The sequence below is a fragment of the Fischerella sp. genome, assembly GCF_013388695.1.
Classification (GTDB): Bacteria; Cyanobacteriota; Cyanobacteriia; order Cyanobacteriales; family Nostocaceae; genus PCC9605.
This window is the reverse complement of sequence record NZ_JACAEU010000159.1, coordinates 35,483-56,141: the sequence shown is the minus strand read 5'-3', so window position 1 is coordinate 56,141 and position 20,659 is coordinate 35,483. Positions and strand designations below refer to the sequence as shown.

Annotated in this window: 16 protein-coding genes; 9 read left to right on the top strand and 7 right to left on the bottom strand. The window is 41.9% G+C overall.

From position 1 onward, the window contains the following. Positions 1-150: 150 nt before the first annotated feature. Together HXY43_RS22195 and HXY43_RS22190 are read right to left on the bottom strand one after the other, a co-directional pair. A complete protein-coding gene (locus tag HXY43_RS22195; protein ID WP_290887887.1) occupies positions 151-1,494 on the bottom strand; it encodes a ParB N-terminal domain-containing protein in 1,344 nt (447 codons plus the stop codon). A gap of 314 nt (positions 1,495-1,808) precedes the next feature. Further along, a complete protein-coding gene (locus HXY43_RS22190) occupies positions 1,809-1,976 on the bottom strand; it encodes a hypothetical protein (protein WP_290887884.1) in 168 nt (55 codons plus the stop codon). A 913-nt stretch (positions 1,977-2,889) separates the two neighbouring features. On the opposite strand from HXY43_RS22190, the gene HXY43_RS22185 reads away from it, so the two are divergent. From HXY43_RS22185 to HXY43_RS22160, 6 genes are all read left to right on the top strand, one after another. After that, a complete protein-coding gene (locus HXY43_RS22185; RefSeq protein WP_290887881.1) occupies positions 2,890-4,089 on the top strand; it encodes an ABC exporter membrane fusion protein in 1,200 nt (399 codons plus the stop codon). 55 nt (positions 4,090-4,144) lie between these two features. After that, the gene (gene devC / locus HXY43_RS22180) at positions 4,145-5,323 is read left to right on the top strand and encodes an ABC transporter permease DevC (protein ID WP_290887878.1); all 1,179 of its coding nucleotides are present in this window, start codon (positions 4,145-4,147) and stop codon (positions 5,321-5,323) included. Positions 5,324-5,431: 108 nt separating this feature from the next. Continuing rightward, positions 5,432-6,436, top strand: coding sequence for an NAD(P)-dependent oxidoreductase (locus HXY43_RS22175; RefSeq protein ID WP_026732265.1), 1,005 nt, complete (start codon positions 5,432-5,434; stop codon positions 6,434-6,436). 105 nt (positions 6,437-6,541) lie between these two features. Continuing rightward, complete coding sequence (locus HXY43_RS22170; RefSeq protein WP_026732264.1) at positions 6,542-7,012, top strand: DUF2141 domain-containing protein; 471 nt, start codon at positions 6,542-6,544, stop codon at positions 7,010-7,012. A 181-nt stretch (positions 7,013-7,193) separates the two neighbouring features. Then, positions 7,194-8,453, top strand: a complete 1,260-nt coding sequence (locus tag HXY43_RS22165; RefSeq protein WP_290887873.1) for a glycosyltransferase family 2 protein — start codon at positions 7,194-7,196, stop codon at positions 8,451-8,453. Between the two features lie 178 nt (positions 8,454-8,631). Beyond that, the gene (locus tag HXY43_RS22160; protein ID WP_290887870.1) at positions 8,632-9,897 is read left to right on the top strand and encodes a glycosyltransferase; all 1,266 of its coding nucleotides are present in this window, start codon (positions 8,632-8,634) and stop codon (positions 9,895-9,897) included. Positions 9,898-10,151: 254 nt separating this feature from the next. On the opposite strand, the gene HXY43_RS22155 is transcribed toward HXY43_RS22160, so the two are convergent. Together HXY43_RS22155 and HXY43_RS22150 are read right to left on the bottom strand one after the other, a co-directional pair. Then, positions 10,152-11,693, bottom strand: a complete 1,542-nt coding sequence (locus HXY43_RS22155; RefSeq protein ID WP_290887867.1) for a GMC family oxidoreductase — start codon at positions 11,691-11,693, stop codon at positions 10,152-10,154. Positions 11,694-11,996: 303 nt separating this feature from the next. Then, a complete protein-coding gene (locus tag HXY43_RS22150; RefSeq protein ID WP_026732260.1) occupies positions 11,997-12,830 on the bottom strand; it encodes an SDR family oxidoreductase in 834 nt (277 codons plus the stop codon). A gap of 1,304 nt (positions 12,831-14,134) precedes the next feature. Between HXY43_RS22150 and HXY43_RS22145 the strand changes: the two genes are divergently transcribed. Both HXY43_RS22145 and HXY43_RS22140 read left to right on the top strand, forming a co-directional pair. After that, a complete protein-coding gene (locus HXY43_RS22145; protein ID WP_290887864.1) occupies positions 14,135-16,234 on the top strand; it encodes a 3-hydroxybutyrate oligomer hydrolase family protein in 2,100 nt (699 codons plus the stop codon). 92 nt (positions 16,235-16,326) lie between these two features. Further along, positions 16,327-17,112: a 3-hydroxybutyrate dehydrogenase gene (locus HXY43_RS22140; RefSeq protein WP_026732258.1), complete on the top strand. Its 786-nt coding sequence runs from the start codon at positions 16,327-16,329 to the stop codon at positions 17,110-17,112. A gap of 242 nt (positions 17,113-17,354) precedes the next feature. Here the strand turns inward: HXY43_RS22140 and HXY43_RS22135 are convergent, their stop codons facing one another. Beyond that, complete coding sequence (locus HXY43_RS22135; protein WP_290887859.1) at positions 17,355-18,584, bottom strand: hypothetical protein; 1,230 nt, start codon at positions 18,582-18,584, stop codon at positions 17,355-17,357. A 200-nt stretch (positions 18,585-18,784) separates the two neighbouring features. On the opposite strand from HXY43_RS22135, the gene HXY43_RS22130 reads away from it, so the two are divergent. Then, the gene (locus HXY43_RS22130; protein WP_290887856.1) at positions 18,785-19,375 is read left to right on the top strand and encodes a chromophore lyase CpcT/CpeT; all 591 of its coding nucleotides are present in this window, start codon (positions 18,785-18,787) and stop codon (positions 19,373-19,375) included. A gap of 82 nt (positions 19,376-19,457) precedes the next feature. Here HXY43_RS22130 and HXY43_RS22125 read toward each other — a convergent pair whose 3' ends face one another. Both HXY43_RS22125 and HXY43_RS22120 read right to left on the bottom strand, forming a co-directional pair. Continuing rightward, positions 19,458-20,453, bottom strand: a complete 996-nt coding sequence (locus tag HXY43_RS22125; RefSeq protein ID WP_290887853.1) for a cyclase family protein — start codon at positions 20,451-20,453, stop codon at positions 19,458-19,460. Positions 20,454-20,500: 47 nt separating this feature from the next. Further along, positions 20,501-20,647 (bottom strand): hypothetical protein, encoded by a 147-nt coding sequence (locus HXY43_RS22120; RefSeq protein WP_290887850.1) that lies wholly within the window; start codon positions 20,645-20,647, stop codon positions 20,501-20,503. Positions 20,648-20,659 lie beyond the last annotated feature (12 nt).

Below are 20,659 nucleotides of genomic sequence, written 5' to 3'. Positions count from 1 at the left end.
ATGAATTATGTTTGCATACATTTTTGTAGCTCGATGCCAAATCATTGTAGAGACGTAGCAATGCTACGTCTGGTCATACCCGTGAATTGTAAATTCATATCTTGATTCAGCAACGCCCCTTTAACACCTAAGCTTTGAAAAATCTGGTTTTTATTTATCACTTTTCCCTGCTTGTTTTCCTGTCCACTGCTCCCAACGTATAATTCCGCGACTGACTAATTCCGGGTTCTCATCTCCTATAAAACAGATACGCCCCAATCTTTCACAAGCAATGAGAATTTCACCATTTCCCATGAACGGAGCAATCACAAATTTATCTTGGTAACTTGTGTATAGATTAATGAGGTAATTGACTATTCCCTCTACGCCTTCAATATTGATTGGTGTTTGAGGTTTAGATATTGCTTGGCGAGAAAAAATGCCTACATACAAATTGTCAATTACAAATTCATATTGAAATGGCATCCGAGTTCGGCTGCAAAATTCATAAACATTGCCCTGGGAACGCATTACAGCAACAATCCGCGCCTCGTCGATTAAATAATCATGATTCCAGGTTGGTGATAGGGTAGCGATCGCCAAAGCCGCATTCGAGGGCAACAGTTCCCTGAATTCTTGACTGCTAGTATCGCTACAATAAACTAAGTGCCTACCAAGCATCAATTCGTCACCGACTTTGACTCTCGGTTCTTTGACATTAACAGTTGCTTTCTTAACGGGTTGTTCTGCTTGCAGCGATACTTTCTTAACAGCTGACTTTGCTTGTTTTTGTGCCATAGCACTTTTGAAAGCTAACAACTGTAGCTCTTTTTGCTTGGTTCGTGCTTCTTTTGCCAAGGTAGCTTGCCGTTCGGCTTCTTGTTGCTCTCCTTTGGCTTTGGCTAGTTGTGCAGCCTTTTCTGCTTCTTCTGCCAAGAGACGTTCTTGAGTTGCAGTTCTGGCTATCTCTAATTGAGTTGTCGTACTTTTAGCCAGTGGTGTTTCTTTAATTATCTGTTTAACTTCTGGGTGAATTGCTTTAGCTATCTGTAAGCCTTGCTGCAAAGTACGTTCAGAGTAGCCAGCTTTTTTTGCCATTTCCCGAGTAGTCTTGGCAGGTGGTGCAATGGTTGCACTACCTTGGAGAGTGTATTGGTTATCTCCTGCTTTCGCCCTCAATCCCATACGCTGAAGAATTTGCTCCCGTTCTAACCACAGTTCATGACGCTCTAGGGGTTCTAACTCGTTGCGGATCAAATTCTCGTCAATCTCGGCTAGGCGAGCTTGCTCAGTATATTCATAATTAACAATATTGCACTCAATTTCTTGTAAATCCAGCATTTGACAGGCTGTCAGACGGTGCAGCCCAGCAATCAAGTTATAATTCTGGTCTATTGTAATGGGATTCAGTAGCCCATTAGCTTGAATAGATTCTTTTAAATCCTTAACTTTTTCGCCATTTAATGGACGACGGTTCACACCAATTTTAATTTTGTCTATAGGTATTCTAGGCATAATTACTATTTTTTGTGTCGTCAGTGAAAATACCAACAAGACGATAAACCCAATATTATTTCACCAGTATTATCAAAAACGTGAAATTTTTGAGAAATCTGATGAGAATGTCTTATGATTCATGGTCAAGAAGTAACAGTCAATCAACAGTATTTATTTACCTAGTAGCTCTACGAAGTAAATCGCTATCAAAAAGTTCCCCATCTCAACTTTGATCTGATAACAAAAACTGATTGTTTGCACTCATGCCCAAGTAAGAAGGGCGGTAGTCGCGACAAGGGAAGGCAGAAGTTGTGGCTCTTGACGTTTGCCTTTCAAGACACGGTACTGGTAGCGTAAAGGGGATTGGGGATTGGGAATTGGAAATTGGTTTTCTTACCGATGCCCCATGCCCTTTGCCCTATGCTCCACAATCCCCAGTAAAGAGTACCCAGTCCCGGAGCGGCATTCCCTGCCCACCAACGAATACGTATGGTGGGCATTGCTGAATCAAGATATGAATTTACAATTCACGGGTATGTAGAGACGTAGCATTGCTACGTCTCTACAAAAATGTATGCAAACATAATTCATGACCAAATTCAGCAACGCCGTATGGTGAGGGACTCCTTGCCGCGACCAGTTGATAAAAGTATTTTCATACAATTAAAAGTAGGTTTTGAAACTGAAGCTCAATCTGTAAATTAGACAAATAAAATTTTTTGTAATTTTTGCAACTTTTTAACTATTTTTTATGGATTTTATTGAAATGCTAGCAGTTAAGAATCTTTTTTTTGCGTGTAATGTTCACACTATATATAGTGTCAGCAGCAGCTATGCTGAGAAATATTATTTAGCTTGACAACATCAAACTTTTTTGCCATACTGGAAAGCAAGTTTTTTGATGCCAACATTATCGTCGCTTCGTTGTGTTTTAGTTCTTCCAGAACTGAAGTCTTCTAGTTAATTTTACATCGCTTTGGGAATATTTTTGCTGATGTTTACTGAGAGCAAAGTGCAGAATATTTTGGTACAAAACCACCATAGTTTTTGCAGTTAATTTGTTTGTACCAATACAGCATTTATAACTCCTTTTTGATTAAGTGGGAGACTAGAAGTTTCAGTTACATAAACTAAGTTCGCGCATAATGGCACTGGAGAAAAGGAGATACAAATTTCTCTTCGTGTCTTGGTGTCTTGGTGGTTCAAAAAATTTTTAACCACCAAGATAAATACAAGTATTTTTCGTGTTGAATTTTAGTAGTTTGCTGTTTTTCGTTTGAACCAATCACTGTATCGGCGCAAGGTTTTGCGCTTCTACCAACAACCCTCCGGGTTCGCCAACAGCGAGTGGGGGAGACCCCCTTTGGAGCGCGCTGGCTCACCATCAACAATCAACTAAAAACCAACAACAATATGACAACAGACAAGAAAAGCCTATTTTTCGGAAAACCCGTAGCTAGGTGGGGAATTTTTTTGGCAGTTTCTATTGCTTTAGCTACCGGATTGGTATCTTTTTTCAGTTTGTTAATGTTTCGCTCTCCTGTTCAAACTCAACAGCAAAAGGCTGTTAAAACTACGCCAGCGAGAGTTGCAGTCACAGCTTTAGGACGGATAGTGCCTGATGGGGAAGTGACTCAGTTGTCTGCTCCCAGTTCACTGACTGGTGTGCGAGTGGAAAAACTTTTAGTCAAGGAAAGAGAGCAGGTAAAAGCAGGGCAAATAGTAGCATTGCTGGAAGGATATGCTCGTTCTCTAGCAGCTGTACAACAGGCTGTAGACAATGTTCAAGTTGCTCAAGCTAAACTGGCACAGGTGAAAGCTGGGGCGAAAACAGGTGATATTAATGCCCAAAAAGCAGCGATCGCCCAAGTAGAGTCGCAATTACAAGGAGAAGTAAATGCACAAAAAGCAGCGATCGCCAGCCTCCAGGCGCAAGTAAATAATGCCCAAACCGAGAACGCCCGGTATCAACAGCTATACAAAGAAGGTGCGGTTTCTGCGTCTACAGCAGCTAGTAAATCCTTGCAACTAGAGACACTGCAACAGCAGCTTACCGAAGCCAAAGCTACCCTTAGCCGTACAGTAGACACTCTCCAAGAGCAACTGAGAGAGGCAAAAGCCAAACTCGGGAGTATTAAAGAGGTACGTCCAACAGATGTACGCTTGGCAGAAGCCGAACTCAAAACAGCAATATCTGCTGTTAAACAAGCCAAAGCAGAACACGATTTAACTTATGTTAAATCTCCCATAGATGGAAAAGTTTTGAAAGTTCACGCCAAATCCGGAGAAGTAGTAGCCTCTACGGGAATTATTGAGGTAGGTAAAACCTCTCAAATGCACGTCATCGCAGAAGTTTATCAAACCGATATCCAGAAAGTACGTGTAGGTCAAAAAGCTATTATTACCAGTACAGCTTTTCCTGGAAAAAAATTGCAAGGAACAGTCAGCGAAATAGGTTTGCTAGTTGACAGACAGAACATCTTAAGCATTAATCCAGGAGCAGATACAGACCGCAGAGTAATTCAAGTGAAAATCCGCATCGATAACCCAGCAGATAGCCAACAAGTTGCTGGTTTAACCAACTTACAGGTAGATGTAGCTATCAAAATTTAGGTAATCCAGGCATCGTTAAATTACTCGCAAAACTACAATCCCAAAAGCTGGAATCATGGCGTTTAAAATTCCTTTGGCATGGCTGCAACTAGTCAGAAACAAAATTCGTTCTTTAGTAGCTGTAGCTGGCATAGGTTTTATTGTGATTTTGATGTTTATGCAACTTGGATTTCAAGACGCACTTTACTCTAGTGCTACCCAAGTGCATCGCAATCTCCAAGGTGATTTATTTTTAGTCAGTTCCCAATATAAATCTTTGACTGCAATTCAGAGCTTTTTTCGGACTCGATTGTATCAAGCCTTGGGGTTTAATGGTGTGGAATCAGTTAGTCCCATGTATTTGGGATTTGCCAAATTTAAGAACCCCGAAAACGGCGAGAAATATTCAATCTATGTGATTGGTTTTGAACCGGGTAGACCTGTGATGAGTTTGGCAGAAGTGGAGAAAAATATAGATAAAATTAAAATCCCCGATGTCGTGCTTTTTGACCGCAACTCTCGCCCAGAATTTGGCCCAGTTGCTCAGAAATTCGTTCAAGAAAATACCGAACAGATACTTGAAATATTTCCCTTTGATTCATTAAGAGGGTACAGAGTCAGAGTCGGTGGTTTATTTGGCTTGGGCCCATCCTTTGGCGTAGATGGCAACTTAATAGTCAGTGATACAACTTTCTTGAGGATATTTCCTAACAGTCGTCCTGCGGAAATGATAGATGTAGGTGTAATTAAACTTCAACCAGGAGCCAATCCTAAAAAGGTCTTGGAAGAACTCAAAGCCAACTTACCAGATGATGTGAAAATTTTTACTCACGAAGGATTTATTGATTTTGAGAAACAATATTGGGCTACCAGAACTCCTATTGGTTTCATCCTGAATCTTATGCTAACAATGGCATCAGTTGTTGGTATTGTGATTGTCTATCAAATTCTTTACAGTAATATTTCTACTCAACTAATCGCCTACGCCACATTAAAAGCTATAGGCTATGAAAATAACTACTTATTAAATGTTGTGTTTCAACAAGCTCTGATTCTGTCAGTATTAGGTTACATCCCAGGATTGATTATTTCCATATTCTTATATGAATTTGCTATGGAAGCAACCAAATTACCTATCATGATGAGCTTTCAGAATGCAGCAATTGTTCTCATATCAACGATACTAATGTGCATGACTTCGGGAGCATTGGCTATCAATAAACTCCGTTCTACAGATCCAGCAGATATTTTCTAATGCGTTGTTTGTTGATGGTTCATTGTTGTTTGGATAAAAACAACAAACAACCAACAACCAACAAACAACAAACAACAAACAACAACCAACAAATAACACAGAGTTAGCATGGATTTCCAAAATAAAACTCTTCTCATCACCGGAATTGGCGAATTTATTGGTTTACGTACTGCTGAACTTGCTATTGCAAAGGGGATGAAAGTTTGTGGATTGCAAAGTTCCACAGATAAAGCTAAAAAAGCGCAGAACTTGGGCGCTAAAGTCATGATTGGCAGCATCACCGATCCTGCTAATGCTGAATTAGCTTGTCAGGGAACAGACATAGTTATACACACAGATGAAATTGCCAAAGAAGGTGGTTCAATTGAAGAATTTCGTGAGGTAAATGTCGGCGGTAGCATTAACATAGCTAAAGCTGCTAAGACTGCTGGTGTTAAAACCTTCGTTTATATTTCCAGTGCTTTAGTTTACGGCTTCAACTATCCTAATCGTGTTACAGAAGACGGGCCGCTTTCAGGCGAGAATAATCCTTACTGTCAGACAAAAATAGAAGCTGAAAAAGCACTTTTACAACTGAATAACCCACCTAATTTTGGCGTTATTATTATTAGACCAGGTGATGTTTACGGCCCAGGTAGTATTCCTTGGATAGTTCGACCGCTATCATTAATGCGGCAAAAATTGTTTGCCTATGCTAACGATGGGCAGGGAGTTATCAATCACGTATATATCGACAACCTGATTGAAGCTATCTTTCTTGCCTTAGAAAAAGAAACCTACGGTGAAATTTTTAATATCACAGATGGGCAAGAAACTTCTTGGAAGGAGTATTTCATACGCTTGGCAGAAATGGCGGGTTTACCAGCACCATTTTCTCTGCCAAAAGATGAACTTAAATTATTTCTCAAGCTGCGTTATCAAGGGCAAAAACTTTTTCGCAAACAAGCCGATATTTTGCCGGAAGTCGTAGATTTTATGACTCGTCCCTATGCTTATTCAATTGAGAAAGCACGAAAAACCTTAAGTTATGAACCAACCATTAATTTAGAACAAGGAATGCAGCTGACACAAGAATGGCTGAAAAAAACGGACATCAAAAAAGTGATGAACTAAGTAAATGGTTAGTAGTTAGTGGATAGTGGTTAGTAGTCAATGTCCCCTACTAACCACTATCCACTAACCACTAACAAACAAATACATTTATTGATGGGAATGACAATGTTAGCTAAAGCCTCGAAGTTTATTTTGTTTTTTCTACCTACCATAGCAAGTATTGGTTTAGCTTGTACTGTTAAAGCAGAATCCAACACTACACTTACTGTAGTAGTAAATGGCATCAAAAGCCAAAATGGTCAGGTTTGCCTCAGAGTATTTTCTAGTGAAAAAGGGTTTCCTTTTAGTGATACCAGTGAAGTTAAAAGTGGCTGCACTAAGATTACAGGGAGCTCTATCAAAAAGCAGTTTGCTGGTTTGAAACCGGGAACTTATGCAGTTGCTGTTGTTGACGATCAAAACGGAGACTATATACTCAACAGAGATTTTTTAGGCATTCCTCAAGAAGGTTTTGGTATTTCCAATAACCCAACCGTGTCAGTTATAACTGGTGCACCAAAGTTTCGCGATGCAAGTTTTTCATTGAACAAAAACACAACAATCAAGATTGCAATGAAGTATGGACTCGATCCATAAACATTAGTCATTGGTCATTGGTCATTGGTCATTAGTCATTAGTCATTGTTTAGTAGGGGCGCAAAGCTTTGCGCCCGTACAGTGGTAAACAACCAACAAACAACAAGCAACAAATGACAAATGACAAAGAACAATTTTGTTAAAGGCTGGCTATCTTATCTCTCTTCCTTCTTCCTTAACAATGAAAGAATTGGCGATATTTCTGTGTAGACTTTTGATAGGCTGGCTGGTCATTCAAGTATCTATATTACTGGTATTTTTATGGGTATTGCGATCGCACCGCAAAAATTCCTTACCAGACGATCAGTTACCCAAAACAGCAGTCATTCTTTGTTTGCGGGGTGGCGATCCGTTTTTGCCTAATTGTTTGCGATCGCTCTTACAACAAAACTACCCGCAATACGATCTAAAGCTGATCGTCGATAACCGAGAAGATCCAGCTTGGCAAATTGCCACTGAGACTATAGCCTCTATAGGAGCAACTAACGTCCAAATTAGCCCTTTAACGATCAGGCGATACAACTGTAGCCTCAAATGCAGTTCCATCGTGCAAGCTGTCTCAGAATTGGATGATTCCTACAAAGCAGTTGCACTGGTAGATGCTGATGCAGTGGTTCATCCCAACTGGCTGCGCGAATTAGTCAGTCCTCTAACCGATGCTAAAGTTGGGGCGACTACTGGTAATCGTTGGTACTTACCCACAGGTAGATATTGGGGTTCATTGGTGCGATACTTCTGGAATGCCTCCGCAGTTGTGCAGATGTACCTGTATCGCATTCCTTGGGGTGGTACTTTGGCGCTGAAAACAGAAGTAATTCGCCAAACCGGATTGCTAGATAGATGGGCGCGAGCCTATTGTGAAGATACCATGATTCGCAACGTCCTAGCACAGCATGGGTTGCAGGTTAAGTTTGTACCATCTCTGCTGATTCTCAATCGCGAAGAGTGCGACTTACCCAGATTAATAGGCTGGACAAAGCGTCAACTACTTGCTTCTCGACTTTATCATCCCCAGTGGTGGGCTGTAATTGCTGATGCGCTGCAAACAGTACTGCTACCAAATTTACTTTTAATATTGTGTCTGGCGGCGTTATTTCAGCAAAAATGGGATGCGGCTACAGTTGCCTTTGCTGGTTTCGGCGGTTATATAGTGGCATTGCTATTAATGGCGATCGCTCTAGAAAAAGGAGTACAACCAATAATTCGCAACAATACAGGGACAATCACCAGATTGTCAATTACCACTGTAGTGAAAATGTTGCTTGGCATTCCCCTGACACACTGGGTTTATGCGTTTGTGATGGTATCGTCTGCGTGGATGCCAAAAATTAACTGGCGCGGCATTACTTATCAGATCAAAGGGCCTTGGAACATCCGGCTAGTCGAATATCGCCCTTATCAAATGTTAGACCAACCTGTTGATAGCAAAGTATCTCTTTGACATCTAGGTAGTTAGTAGTTAGTGGTTAGTGGTTAGTAGGGGCGGGTTTTGTTGATTATCTTTCGGTTCAAACCGACATTTTATCCTCTAAACCCGCCCGTACAGTGGTTGTTGGTTATTTCCAATGCCCAATACCCAATGCCCATCTCCCCAACTCTTTAAACAACTCCCTTGAACTATGAATAAACAACCTCTTCGCATTGCCCTGATTACAGGATTATATGCGCCATTCTTGACAGGGGTTTCAGTTGCAGTACACCAACGGGTGCGGTGGTTACTACAACAGGGACATGAAGTTTTTCTTGTTCACCCAGAAATCAACGACCAGTATCCCAAAGAGGTTGGTAGTCGTCCCATGCCAGGACTGGAAGAACTACAATCTTTCCCCAAATTTTCTTCTTACGCATTCCCTACCCAACCTCTGATATTCTACAAATCTCTTCCCCAACCATTACACTATCGCCATTGGAGTGATACCAAATTGTTGGAGGAATTCCAACCAGATATTGTGGTGGTTGAAGAAGCACCGCAAATGAGAGGATTTTATTCACTGTATTTGCAAGGTTACGGTCGTCCTGTGGGAGCTGAATACGCTAGAAAAACTAACACCCCAATCGTATCTCTGTTTCACACAGATATCGTAGCTTATATTCGATATTACATGGGAAATCAGTTTTTTAGCTTTATTCGTCCCATGCTGCCTATGTTAATTAAGCAGTTCAGTGAAACCTACGACTATAACTTCTTTCCTTCGCGAGAACAACTTGAGAAATACAAAAGTCTGAAATCCCAACGCAGTGAATATCTCCCCTATCAAGGAATAGATTGCCAAAAATTTAATCCTGCCAACATCTGTTACGATCCTATTCCTGGCGATCATCGTCCCACCCTCCTGTTTGTCGGACGCATTGCCCCGGAAAAAAGTGTCATTCAGCTTCTCGATATATATCCAATCATCGCTGCCCAAATACCTGATGTGCATCTAGTTATTGTTGGTAGCGGTCCCCAACAGGAAGAGATGCGCCAGCGCGCCGCCAAATTTGGATCGGGTGTTACAGTATGGGGTGAATCTCACGGAACAGAACTTTTGGGTTGGTATGCACGAGCCGATGTGTTTGTCAATCCATCCATTACCGAAAACTTCTGCACCTCCAACAACGAAGCCTTAGCTTCTGGAACTCCTGTAGTTGCAGTCAAAGCACCTTCAACCTCAGAACAGGTATTCCCCGATCGCAACGGCTTTTTAGCCGAACCCAACAATCCTTGGGATTTTGCCAACAAAGTGATTCAAATTTTAGAAAATCCCGACCTCAAAGAAGAAATGTCCATGCAAGCCCGCTTTTCCGTACTCGAATATGATTGGTCAGTATGTATGGAAAAGTTTGAAGAGAAACTATATCAAATAGTTGAAAAATCAAAAGATTTGGCAGCAACACCGATTTAATAATTGGTAGTAACGCACCGCCCATTATATTTTGCTTGGTGTCTTAGTGCCTTGGTGGTGAAAAAGAATGTCTTTTTAAACCACAAAGACACTAAGACACAAAGGTTAAGTATTCATATCTTGAACAATCCGTATTGTTTCCACGTCACTGTCCATACTTATTGCCATAAATCTATCACTTGTTCGTAGTAAGCGCTTTAGCGCTTGAATATTTCAGGCTTAAAGTCCTTACTACGAACTTCTTATAATTAATGTCACTTCATCCTTTCTAGCAAATGTTCTCCCACTCGCAAAGCATTTGCCATAATCGTTAGAGATGGATTCACAGCACTACTAGAGGGGAAAAAGCTACCATCGACAACATAAAGATTATCAACATCGTGAGTGCGGCAGTTGATATCAAGTACAGACTTTCTTGGATCTTCGCCAAAACGACAAGTACCACACTGATGTCCCACCTCTTTTAGAGTCAATTTTTGAGGAATAAAAAAAGAAAAATGTCCTTTTTGAGAGTGTAGTTTAATTGATTTCAGTACCGAAATCCAACGCTTAATTAAACGATTAAAAGCTTGTTCATTGTTATTTGTATATTCGAGAAAAATTTTATCACCTTTGACGCGCACGCGATTTTTGAGATCTGGTAAGTCTTCAGTCATTAACAACCATGAAACAGAATGATTTGCGATTGCCTCAGCAATAAGATCGGGTGTAAAAGGAGGTGCATATGCAGCGACTCTATTTGTAGTGATGTTACCTAACAGTTGTGCGCTTCCCATTGGATAAGGAAAATATTTTTCCCCCCAATAGAAATCATTGACAGCTAGAGTTTTGTGAAAAACTGTAGAATTTAATTTTGTAGACAAAGCCATGACCACGGCAAACTTATGAGCCATATAATTTCGTCCTACGAGATTAGAACTATTAGCTAATCCATTCGGGTGTTGATCATTAGCAGATTTGAGTAACAATACTGCTGAATTAATTGCACCACACGCAATAACAACAATATCTCCAGAAAAAATATGCTGTTTACCTGCGATTTCTGCTGTTACTCCAGTGACTTCGCAACCAGATGCACTTGTATGCAGTTGGAAAACTTTTGCTTGAGTAATTAAAGTTAGATTCTGATGAGCTATGGCTGGTCGCACACAGTTAACATCAGCATCAGCCTTAGCATTAATAAAACACGGAAAGCCATCACAAGTATCACAACGAATACAAGTACTTAAAAAACGATTAGCTTCATTAAGCTTAATACCAAGTGGCAGATAAAATGGATGTAAGCCTTTATCTTTTAAGGCATCGTGAATTTCTTGAATGTAAGGTTCGTGGCTGACTGCTGGGAACGGATAGTCTTCACTGATATGAGGTTCAGTAGGATCTAAACCTCGTTGACCGTGTACTTCATATAGTTTTTCTGCTTGAGTATAGTAGGGGGCAAAGTCCCGATACTTTAATGGCCATTCAGGAGATATACCATCTTTATGAAAAACTGTGTTGAAGTCATGGTCGCGAAATCTAAATAATGCACCGCCATAAAATTTAGTATTACCACCAACATAATAGTGCGTGACTGGACGAATTACTTTACCGTGTTTGTCATACCACACTTCTGCTGGGCGATAGCGCTCTTTTTGAAAAAGTTGCAGTGAATCCCAATTTGCTTTTTCTTTAGGTACAAAAGTACCTCGCTCTAGGACTAAAATTTTCTTCCCACTTGGGGCTAATTTATATGCCAGTGTTCCGCCACCAGCACCCGTACCAATGATGATGACATCATAATGACTATCAGCCATTTTTTCTCCGTTTGTTGAGTTAGTGGTGATTCACTAGGTGTGAGGAGAGAAGAAATAAGTTGAAGAATGAAATTAACGACTTATTAATTGGAGTAAATCTATGAAAAATGAAAAATCCAGACTTTTCAGTTGTGATTTTTGCTATTTTTGTGTAATATTTATGATTTTTATTAAAAAAACACAGTCTAGATATTAGAACTGTGTTATATATCAAAATACTTAGTTTTTGATTCTACTAAAATTGATTTCAGTTTGTAGTAAGTCCTACCTATCTATAGCACTAACTACAAACATCAAAAATCATTAGTTATGCAATCGTTTTTCGATACGCATTTGATTTTCTGCACAAGTTAGGTTCAGATTGGTCAAACCAATCCAACGGTAAATTGCATCTCCAAAATCGGGGAAAAGTTGTATATTGGAAAACAATAGCCTGGTAAGAAATCCATCAAGTAGAACTTCTCCTTTGTTATGTTTAATAGCTTGTAGCACTGCATGAGCCACAGCCTTTGGTTCAGAAATACGCGCCAATTTAGGTGCTGGCAAGCCAAACTTTAAAAACATTCCTGCTTTTGTGTATCCCGGGCAAACGACTGAAACCCCTACATTGGTATTAGTTAATTCCTGCCGTATCGCATCTGTCCACATAATTAAACCAGCTTTACTAGCTGAATAAATGCTGTTGTAAGGCGCTCCTTTTTTCCCAGAACCAGAGGCGATATTAACAATGTTACCGCTATTACGCTCTAGCATGCTTGGCAATACCAACCTAGCCAACTCCATCCCAGCTAGTAAATTAGTTATTAATATAGACTGGATATCCTTTTGGGAGTAATATTGAAAAGGTCGGTATTTTTCAATGGCAGCATTATTAATCAAAATATCAACTGCACCTGCAAGTTGATTAATCTGCTGCACAAGGATTGGTAATTCTTCCAATTTGCTGATATCAAATGGAATACTGATACCTTTACCACCTGCCAATTCGACCTCAGCACGTATTTGTTCCAGCCGATCTTGGGAACGAGAAACACAGACTACTGTTGCTTGTTCTTTTGCTAACGCACGGGCAATAAATACTCCAATACCACCGGAAGCACCAGTCAACAGTACTGTTTTACCTGCTATGTTTTTCATCATTACTTATGACTAATTAGGTGTTGTTGGTAGTTTCTAGGGGCGAAGTATTTGTATGGGTATCTTTCCATCAAAACGAAATATCTTCGTACAAATGCTTCGCCCGTACAGTGGTTAGCTGTTGATTTTTGTTGACTACTAACCACTAATTTTTACAGCTGTAGCTTCAAATTATGGTGCGTTAGGACGGTAGTCCGTAACGCACCCTACAGTTTTTGTTTTGTTTATTTGCAAACCGTCCAATTTGCACTTTTTTCGTTAAGACTGTCATGAGTTATTTGTCTTTAGTACGACAGCAAATATAAATAACAAATGACTACTGACTCATGACAAATAAATACAACGTTCCAAAAGACGGTTATTACTCTACTTCTTCCAGTAGATCTTTTACATCACTTATTAACCACGAACTTTGAGAGCAAATGCAATTAATAACATATCGAGTGTCTTCTTACGCTTGATTCCCTTAATGCTCTCAGTCCACTTATTGAATTTGACACTCGATACTAGATGCAGCAATGCTGCTGCATTTTTGTAGGGATTAATGGCTAATTTAATTTAATTAAAACACAAGTTTAATAATTTTCACGTTTTTTTAGGCAACATACAAAAATCTCTTCCCCATATGAAGGAAGGTAGTGTTATATACGTGTTAATTTAATTATCAAATTCTTGTTGGCAAGCGTTTTATTTTTGGCTTTTCAACACATCTTGAACACTAAGTAGATGGACGTAATTAAACATAAAGTGCTTATTTTTTGACAAGGGTGGGCGTCTCGCCCGCCCTATTTTTACTTTATTTATGTCTATCTACTTACCTGTTTAATCAATATATGGTAAGGATCTTAATCATTAACTTCCTTAAGTTGCGATCGCTGGTGAATGTTGTTGGTGTCTGTCAGTAACTGGTTGTGATTGCACAGGTAGTTCTCGATTTTAAGCTAAATGAGTGTGCGATTCGGAGTTAGAGTGTTAGTGCAAGATATTAAAATAAGAATTAGGATCAGCAAATGCGATCGCACTCCTCCCTTTAGAAAAACCTGCTCAAATCAGCAAGCGCCTTATTCAAATCTACTCACGTCGGACACCGTTTTTGGCTTGCATATTAGTAAATATTTATACAAAAACCCCTAACAATCAAACCCATCCAGCCGCACGCTAAGCGCAGATTTGAGTAACTTTTATGAAACCCAAACAAACAGTCAGAGGCGTGGCCTATGAAGCGAGAACGAAGAATGAGTTGGCGGCTCCCGATCTTAGTCAGCCTAGTAGCGATCGCTTTTGCTGGTTTTAGTGCGAATACGTTGGCTGACGATGGCAACCAAGAAAATCCCTTTACTAATAAGCCCAGCTTCATCCACGGAGAAATCATCAAAACCAGCTATGATGGTAGCAAAAATGACTTATTAACCGGTGGACTGGGGAAGAGTGGGTTAGCTGGTTCAGCTCCAACTTTCACCGACCCCAAAAACCCGACTGCCAGTGAATTGCGTACACTAGCGATTTACAATAACTATCGAGCGCTGGTTGACATAAGTGAGGGTGGGGGCTACGGTGTTCTTTACGGCCCCAACATAACGATCAACGGTAAAATTACTGATAACGAGGGTCTGATTGCTGGAGATGAGTTCCTAGCTTTCGCTGACAATGGCTCAGGTAGAGAAAACATCACTATGATGGTGCAGGTGCCCGCTACCTTCAACCCTCTTCTTGCTTGTATCATCACCGCTCCCTCCCCAGGATCGCGTGGTGTCTACGGTGCGATCGCAACGGCGGGTGAATGGGGACTCAAGCATGGCTGTGCTGTTGCATACACCGACAAGGGAACCGGCACTGGCGCTCACAACCTCCAAAATCATATGGTGAATTTAATTCAGGGCCAGCGCGTGGACGCCGATACCGCAGGCAAAAACTCAAACTTCACCACCATGCTTAAAGAACGCGATCGCCAGATCTTCAATGCTAAAACTCCAAACCGTTTTGCCTTCAAGCACGCTCATTCTCAGCTCAACCCAGAGAAGGACTGGGGCAAAAATGTGTTGCAGTCTATCGAATTTGCCTTTTTTGTGCTGAACAAAGAGTTTGGCGAGTCCATCGGCAATGGAAAGAATAAGAAGGTGCAGCCCAGCATTACCCCAGACAACACCATCGTTATTGCCTCCAGTGTGTCCAACGGAGGTGCTGCTTCAATACGGGCGGCAGAGCAGGATAAGCAAAGCCTCATAGATGGCGTGGCTGTTTCTGAACCCAACGTTAATCCAGTGTTCGATTCAGGATTTAGAATCGTCCAAGGTAATCGCAAACCAGTATTTGAACATAGCCGCAGCCTCTATGATTACACGACCATGCTCAACGTCTACCAAGGGTGTGTTAACCGCGACCCTGCACTGGCCGGTGTGCCGTTGAACATGACCCCTTCAGAACTCGGCCAGAACCGTTGTGTGTCCCTACACGAATTGGGTCTGCTGCAATCGACCACACCAGAAGAGCAGGCAACCGAAGCACAGCGGCTGATTAACGACTTTGGGCTTCTTCCCGAGCAAAACATTATCCAGCCATCGAACTGGTTTATTAGCGTGCCACAGGCACTTGCAGTTACTTACGCCAACGCCTATGCTCGGCAGCGGGTAGAGAACAATCTCTGTGACTACAGCTTTGGAGCCACTGATTTAATCACCGGTAAATCGGTGCCACTATCTGTTGAGACTGAGGTGAAACTGTTCAGCGTTAGCACTGGTATTCCGCCAACCCCGCTCATTGGGGGAGTGGACGTGATTAATAACGCCTCGGTCGGCGAACCCAAGCGGCAGCGCGAGTCGATATCGCCCTCTAGCCAGCGCCAAGACGAAAATTTGGACGGTGCGCTTTGTTTGCGCTCGCTTGCGACTGGTATTGATGTGATTACCAAAAACAAGCTTACAGGACAGATGAGGAGCATACATGCCAAACTCACCAGAGGAATTGAACAGGTTCGTGCCACCGGAAATCTTCACGGCATCCCAACCGTCATTGTTACCGGACGCAACGACCAGATTCTGCCACCGAATCATACTTCCCGCGCCTATTTTGGTCTCAACCAGCGTGTCGAAGGCGAAGCTAGTAACTTGCGCTACTACGAGGTTACTAACGCCCAGCACTTGGACACCTTGAACGCCTCTAGCGGCTTCGACAATCGCTTCATCCCCCTGCACTATTACTTGATCGAGGCGTTGGATTTAATGTTTGCTCACTTGACGAACGGTACACCCTTACCGCCAAATCAAGTTATCCACACAACACCGCGCGGTGGAACTGATGGATTGGCTTTGCCCATCAGCGATGCCAACTTGCCGCCGATTGCTGCAAATCCAGATGCTGAGGATTTGATCACCTTTACAGGTGATGCCGTCTTGATTCCAGAATGAGACTGTTTAGCTAAGAGGAACTCTTAAAAAAGTGCCCTTAGCATAGAGCCAACCCGGAAAGGGCTTGGCACGTCCCTAAGGTGAAGGAGGCCATGATGAGATTACAAGGTAAAACAGCCCTAATTACCGGCTCGCTGACTGGCATCGGTCGCGGCATTGCCTCAGCAATGGCGCAAGAAGGAGCGAATATTGTTCTCAATGGTATCAATACGCCCGAAGAAGCAGAAAATACCCGCCAAGAGTTGGAAAAGATGGGGCGAACAATTTTATATTACAAGGCCGATGTGGGTAATGTGCAGGAGGTGACGACGATGATTACCGATACACAAAAGAAACTAGGTAGCCTAGATATTCTAGTTAATAATGCCGGTATTCAGCATGTCGAGCCGATAGATACTTTCCCAATTGAGAAATGGGATGCGATTATTGCCACAAACCTGTCTTCAGCTTTTTATACTATCCGTGCCGTATTGCCATTTATGAAACAGAACAAATGGGGACGGATCATCAATATCGCTTCTGTACATGGTCTGGTAGCATCGGCTTACAAGTCAGCTTATGTGAGTGCTAAGCATGGACTAGTAGGGTTAACCAAGGCAGCAGCGCTAGATTTAGCCGAATTTGGCATTACCGTAAATGCCATCTGTCCTGGCTATGTTGATACTCCTTTGGTACGTCAGCAAATTTCCGAACAAGCGAAAGCCCACAATATGTCAGAGGATGAAGTGATTCCTAAAGTCCTGCTGGCGCATCATGCCATTAAGGAGTTTGTAACTGTAGAACAGATTGCAGCTATGACCATTTATCTATGCAGCGATGCCTGTAAAACTTTGACTGGAACAGCATTGCCGATTGATGCGGGTTGGTCGGCACAATAACAGCGATCGGCGTTTTAGCGGTGCTTAGTGGTGCGCCACACCAACGCGTGCAAGTGGTGAACTTCAGGGGCTACTCAGGGGCGGAGGAGAAAAATAACTTGTACAAATCTCTCCTCTGCACAAGCTGCTTTATCTAGTGTTTGGGTAGATATGAACCGCCAATAGCAAACAGAATAGAAAACTTCATCGGTGAGAATAGATAATTCCTCGGTATAGCATCTGCACTATACCGAGCGATCGCCTTACCGAGGAATTTGTCCAGAAACTTTTTGAATTTGCTCGGAAAAGTAACCTTCCTCATATTTTAATTGTTGCGCTACTTCTAGCCCTTTTTGAAAAGCTTTTAATGCTTGAGGATAGTCTTTGCGTTCTAAATTCATCTGTCCGATGAGGTCGTAGGCGTTCATCAAACCGTAAAAATTTGATGCTAATTGTTGAGACTGTACAAGAATTTCGCTAGCTTGCAGTGCATTGTTTATTTGTCCTTGAGAACGGTACAGTGCAATTAACTTTTGCAAAGCCTCACTTGCGCGTACGTACTGTTGCAATTGCCAAGCAGTTGTATAAGCTTGTTGATAGTTATTGAAAGCTTCTTGTAAAAGATTAGGATTTTCTCGCGCCAGAGATTCATAATCTGAGCCAATGGCTAGCTTTAAAGCTGGTAATGCAGTGAGATTGTTTTGTTTCTGGTAGATTTCTGCTAGCCGATTGCGTATGTTCACAGCTTGTTGGGGTTGTTTTGCTTGCTCGTAAATGTAAGCTAACTGTTGCAAGTATATTAGCTCATTCACACTATCGCCCCTAGCAGTAGCTAATTTCAATAATTCCTGATAAATAGCCGCAGCTTTGGGATAATCAAACCAACTCAGATGCACTTCTCCGATTGTCTGTAGGGTTTGTATTTCTTTGGCTGTGTCTTGTTGCTGTCGCACATTAGTTAAAACTTGCTCATATACTACCACCGCGTTTTGAGGCGATCGCACTTGTCGGTAAGCTTGTCCTAACGCTTGCAATAGTTCTAGATCGTTTGTTTTTTGGGATTGTGCCTGTTTTTGAATTGCTTGCAACCTTTGAGTAATATATTGTACCTCTGGGCGGTTGTTTTTTTGATAGGCGATCGCACCCACACGTCCTAGTGCTTGTACCTCTTTTAGCGAACCTAAGTAGCGACGCAACCGCAGTTCTCGGTTCCACGTATCAAATGCTCCCAACTCATCTCCCGCTTGCAACTTAGCCGCAGCTTCTTGATTTAACTGATCCAGTGCTGTCTCTAACTGTTGTAATTCACTCGCAGATAACGGCTGTTTTTTTGGATCGCGTGGTAATAGTGGATCGGGTGTGGTAGTCTCTAGCGGATTAGGGGGAAATTTATCTGGCTGTTGAGGCTTTTTAGTCTCTGCCAGCGTCAACGAATTGCAAAGTAGCCAAAATGTAGCAGTGGCAGTAATTGTCACACTTAATCGCTGTAACATCAATATTTTACCTTGTTAGTGGATAGTGGATAGTGGTTAGTGGATAGTGGGTAGTGGTAAATTATTTGGAACTACTAACTACTAACCACTAACTAATCCCAATATGACGATAGCCACTCAAAAATTCTCCTGCAAAACAAACATCTACAAGTTTTAAAATACTCGCAGACTCTTTAAAAGTAACTGGTGTATTGTCTGTAATGACTCATTCTACGGATATTGCCACTTTAGCCCGCTGGATGGCAGCAGATTTTAGCAATCAAGAACAAGCTTTTGAAAACCCGCCTTTTTATGCCCATATTCGGGTTTGTATGCGTCCTCTTCCTTTGGAAATGCTATCAGGAGTGAGTTTTTTTGTTGAACAAGCTTATGACTACACGCTTCACGATCCCTATCGCCTGCGGGTGTTAAAGTTGGTTAACGGAGGAAATCACATCGCCATTGAAAATTACTGTGTAAAAGAAGAACAGAGGTTTTACGGTGCGTCTCGTAACCTCGAACGCCTGAAAACTGTAAGCGTCGACGATTTGGAAAAACTACCAGGCTGCAACATGATTGTAGAGTGGACTGGTAACAGTTTCAAAGGCAAGGTAGAGCCAGGAAAAGGCTGTATAGTCTTTCGCAAAGGTCAAAAGACCTATCTTGATAGTGAATTTGAAATTGACGAAGAAAAATTTATCAGCCTGGATCGAGGACGCCACCCGGAAACCGATGAACATATCTGGGGATCTGTCGCTGGCCCATTTCACTTTGTCCGCTGGCAGAGTTTCGCCGATGAAGTGAGAATTTAAGAGGGAATGGGGAATGGTAAAAGAGTAAACAGATTTTTCTTTCCTTTCCCCCTTACCCTTTCACCTTTTCCCTTGAAATCTTTCACCGTACCCTTACACCTAGCTGTTTATCCCAGTGAAGTGGTTTGTCTGCTTTTGGCAGAGGAGATTCTGGAATTTGACCCACTGACACGCCATATTTCCAGTCTGGCGGACAGATAGCAATATAACGTGCATAACCTCCCAAGCCACCCCGGAATTTGGGATAGCCAATTGCCACCAAAGCGCCAGTTTCCGGCACTTTATCCAGATTTGCCACACCCTCTGCTTGGGTATATCCGTTATTTAACAGCCAATCTTCCCCTTCCAGAGTAGGCGTGCTATCTGTATCGAGGGGTTCGTGTCCGTGGAAAAGAATCTTGCGCTGGAGGTGCAAAAACTGCAAGGCTTCTAATTTTACCCCAGGAAACTTTTTTCTTTTAGTTAGTTCGGGGTTTGGCCATTGCTTAGACCAGTCAGAGCGAACAAACACAACCGAGCCTTCCGGAATTCTACCATGCTTGCGTTCCCAATCCTGAATATCCTTGACAGTGAGGTGATAATTAGGGTCACGAGCTACTTTGTCTTGAATGGGAATGACTACCAAAGGGCGAACAGCAAAGGTAGCAGGTAACTCATCAATAGCCGGATAGTCAGGGTTCCAGTGGGCGGGTGGATCTAGCTGGGTTCCGAGTTGATCGGTGGACAAATCGTAATGAGTTGCTTCAAAGCCATCTTTTTGGTAGGTGTATGGTTCACCCGTTTTTGGATTAATGGTGGGTGCAAACTTGGACGAACCAAAACCTGACCATACAGGAATTGTAGGAGCGATCGCATGAGTCAAGTCAACATATTTGGCTGATTTAAGCGATCGCTGATAGACTTGCCATAAGGGAGGCTCGCCTCTGGGTTGTGCTGCATCTACCGAAAGAACAACAACTGCGCTCAACAAACCTAATAAACAAACAATTATTGAGAAGGTTCTTTTGACTGGTTGACGAAAAAATCCATGTAAAATGCTGACTAGAAAAGAGTTGGCACGAGATCTAGCTTGGCTCATACAGAAATAAATTTTCAACTTTATGTAATAAGTAAAACAAAATCTTACTACAGCGATCGCGCCAAACTAGATATTTCCCTCTGAGGAACTCGAACCTCCCACGTAGACGGCGCTTTCTGCGAAGTAGTGAGGATTAAAAGCACTTCTTCTGATTCCCAATTTCTAGACTGTTCTCCCACCACAGAACTCATCACAGAAAAATTTGC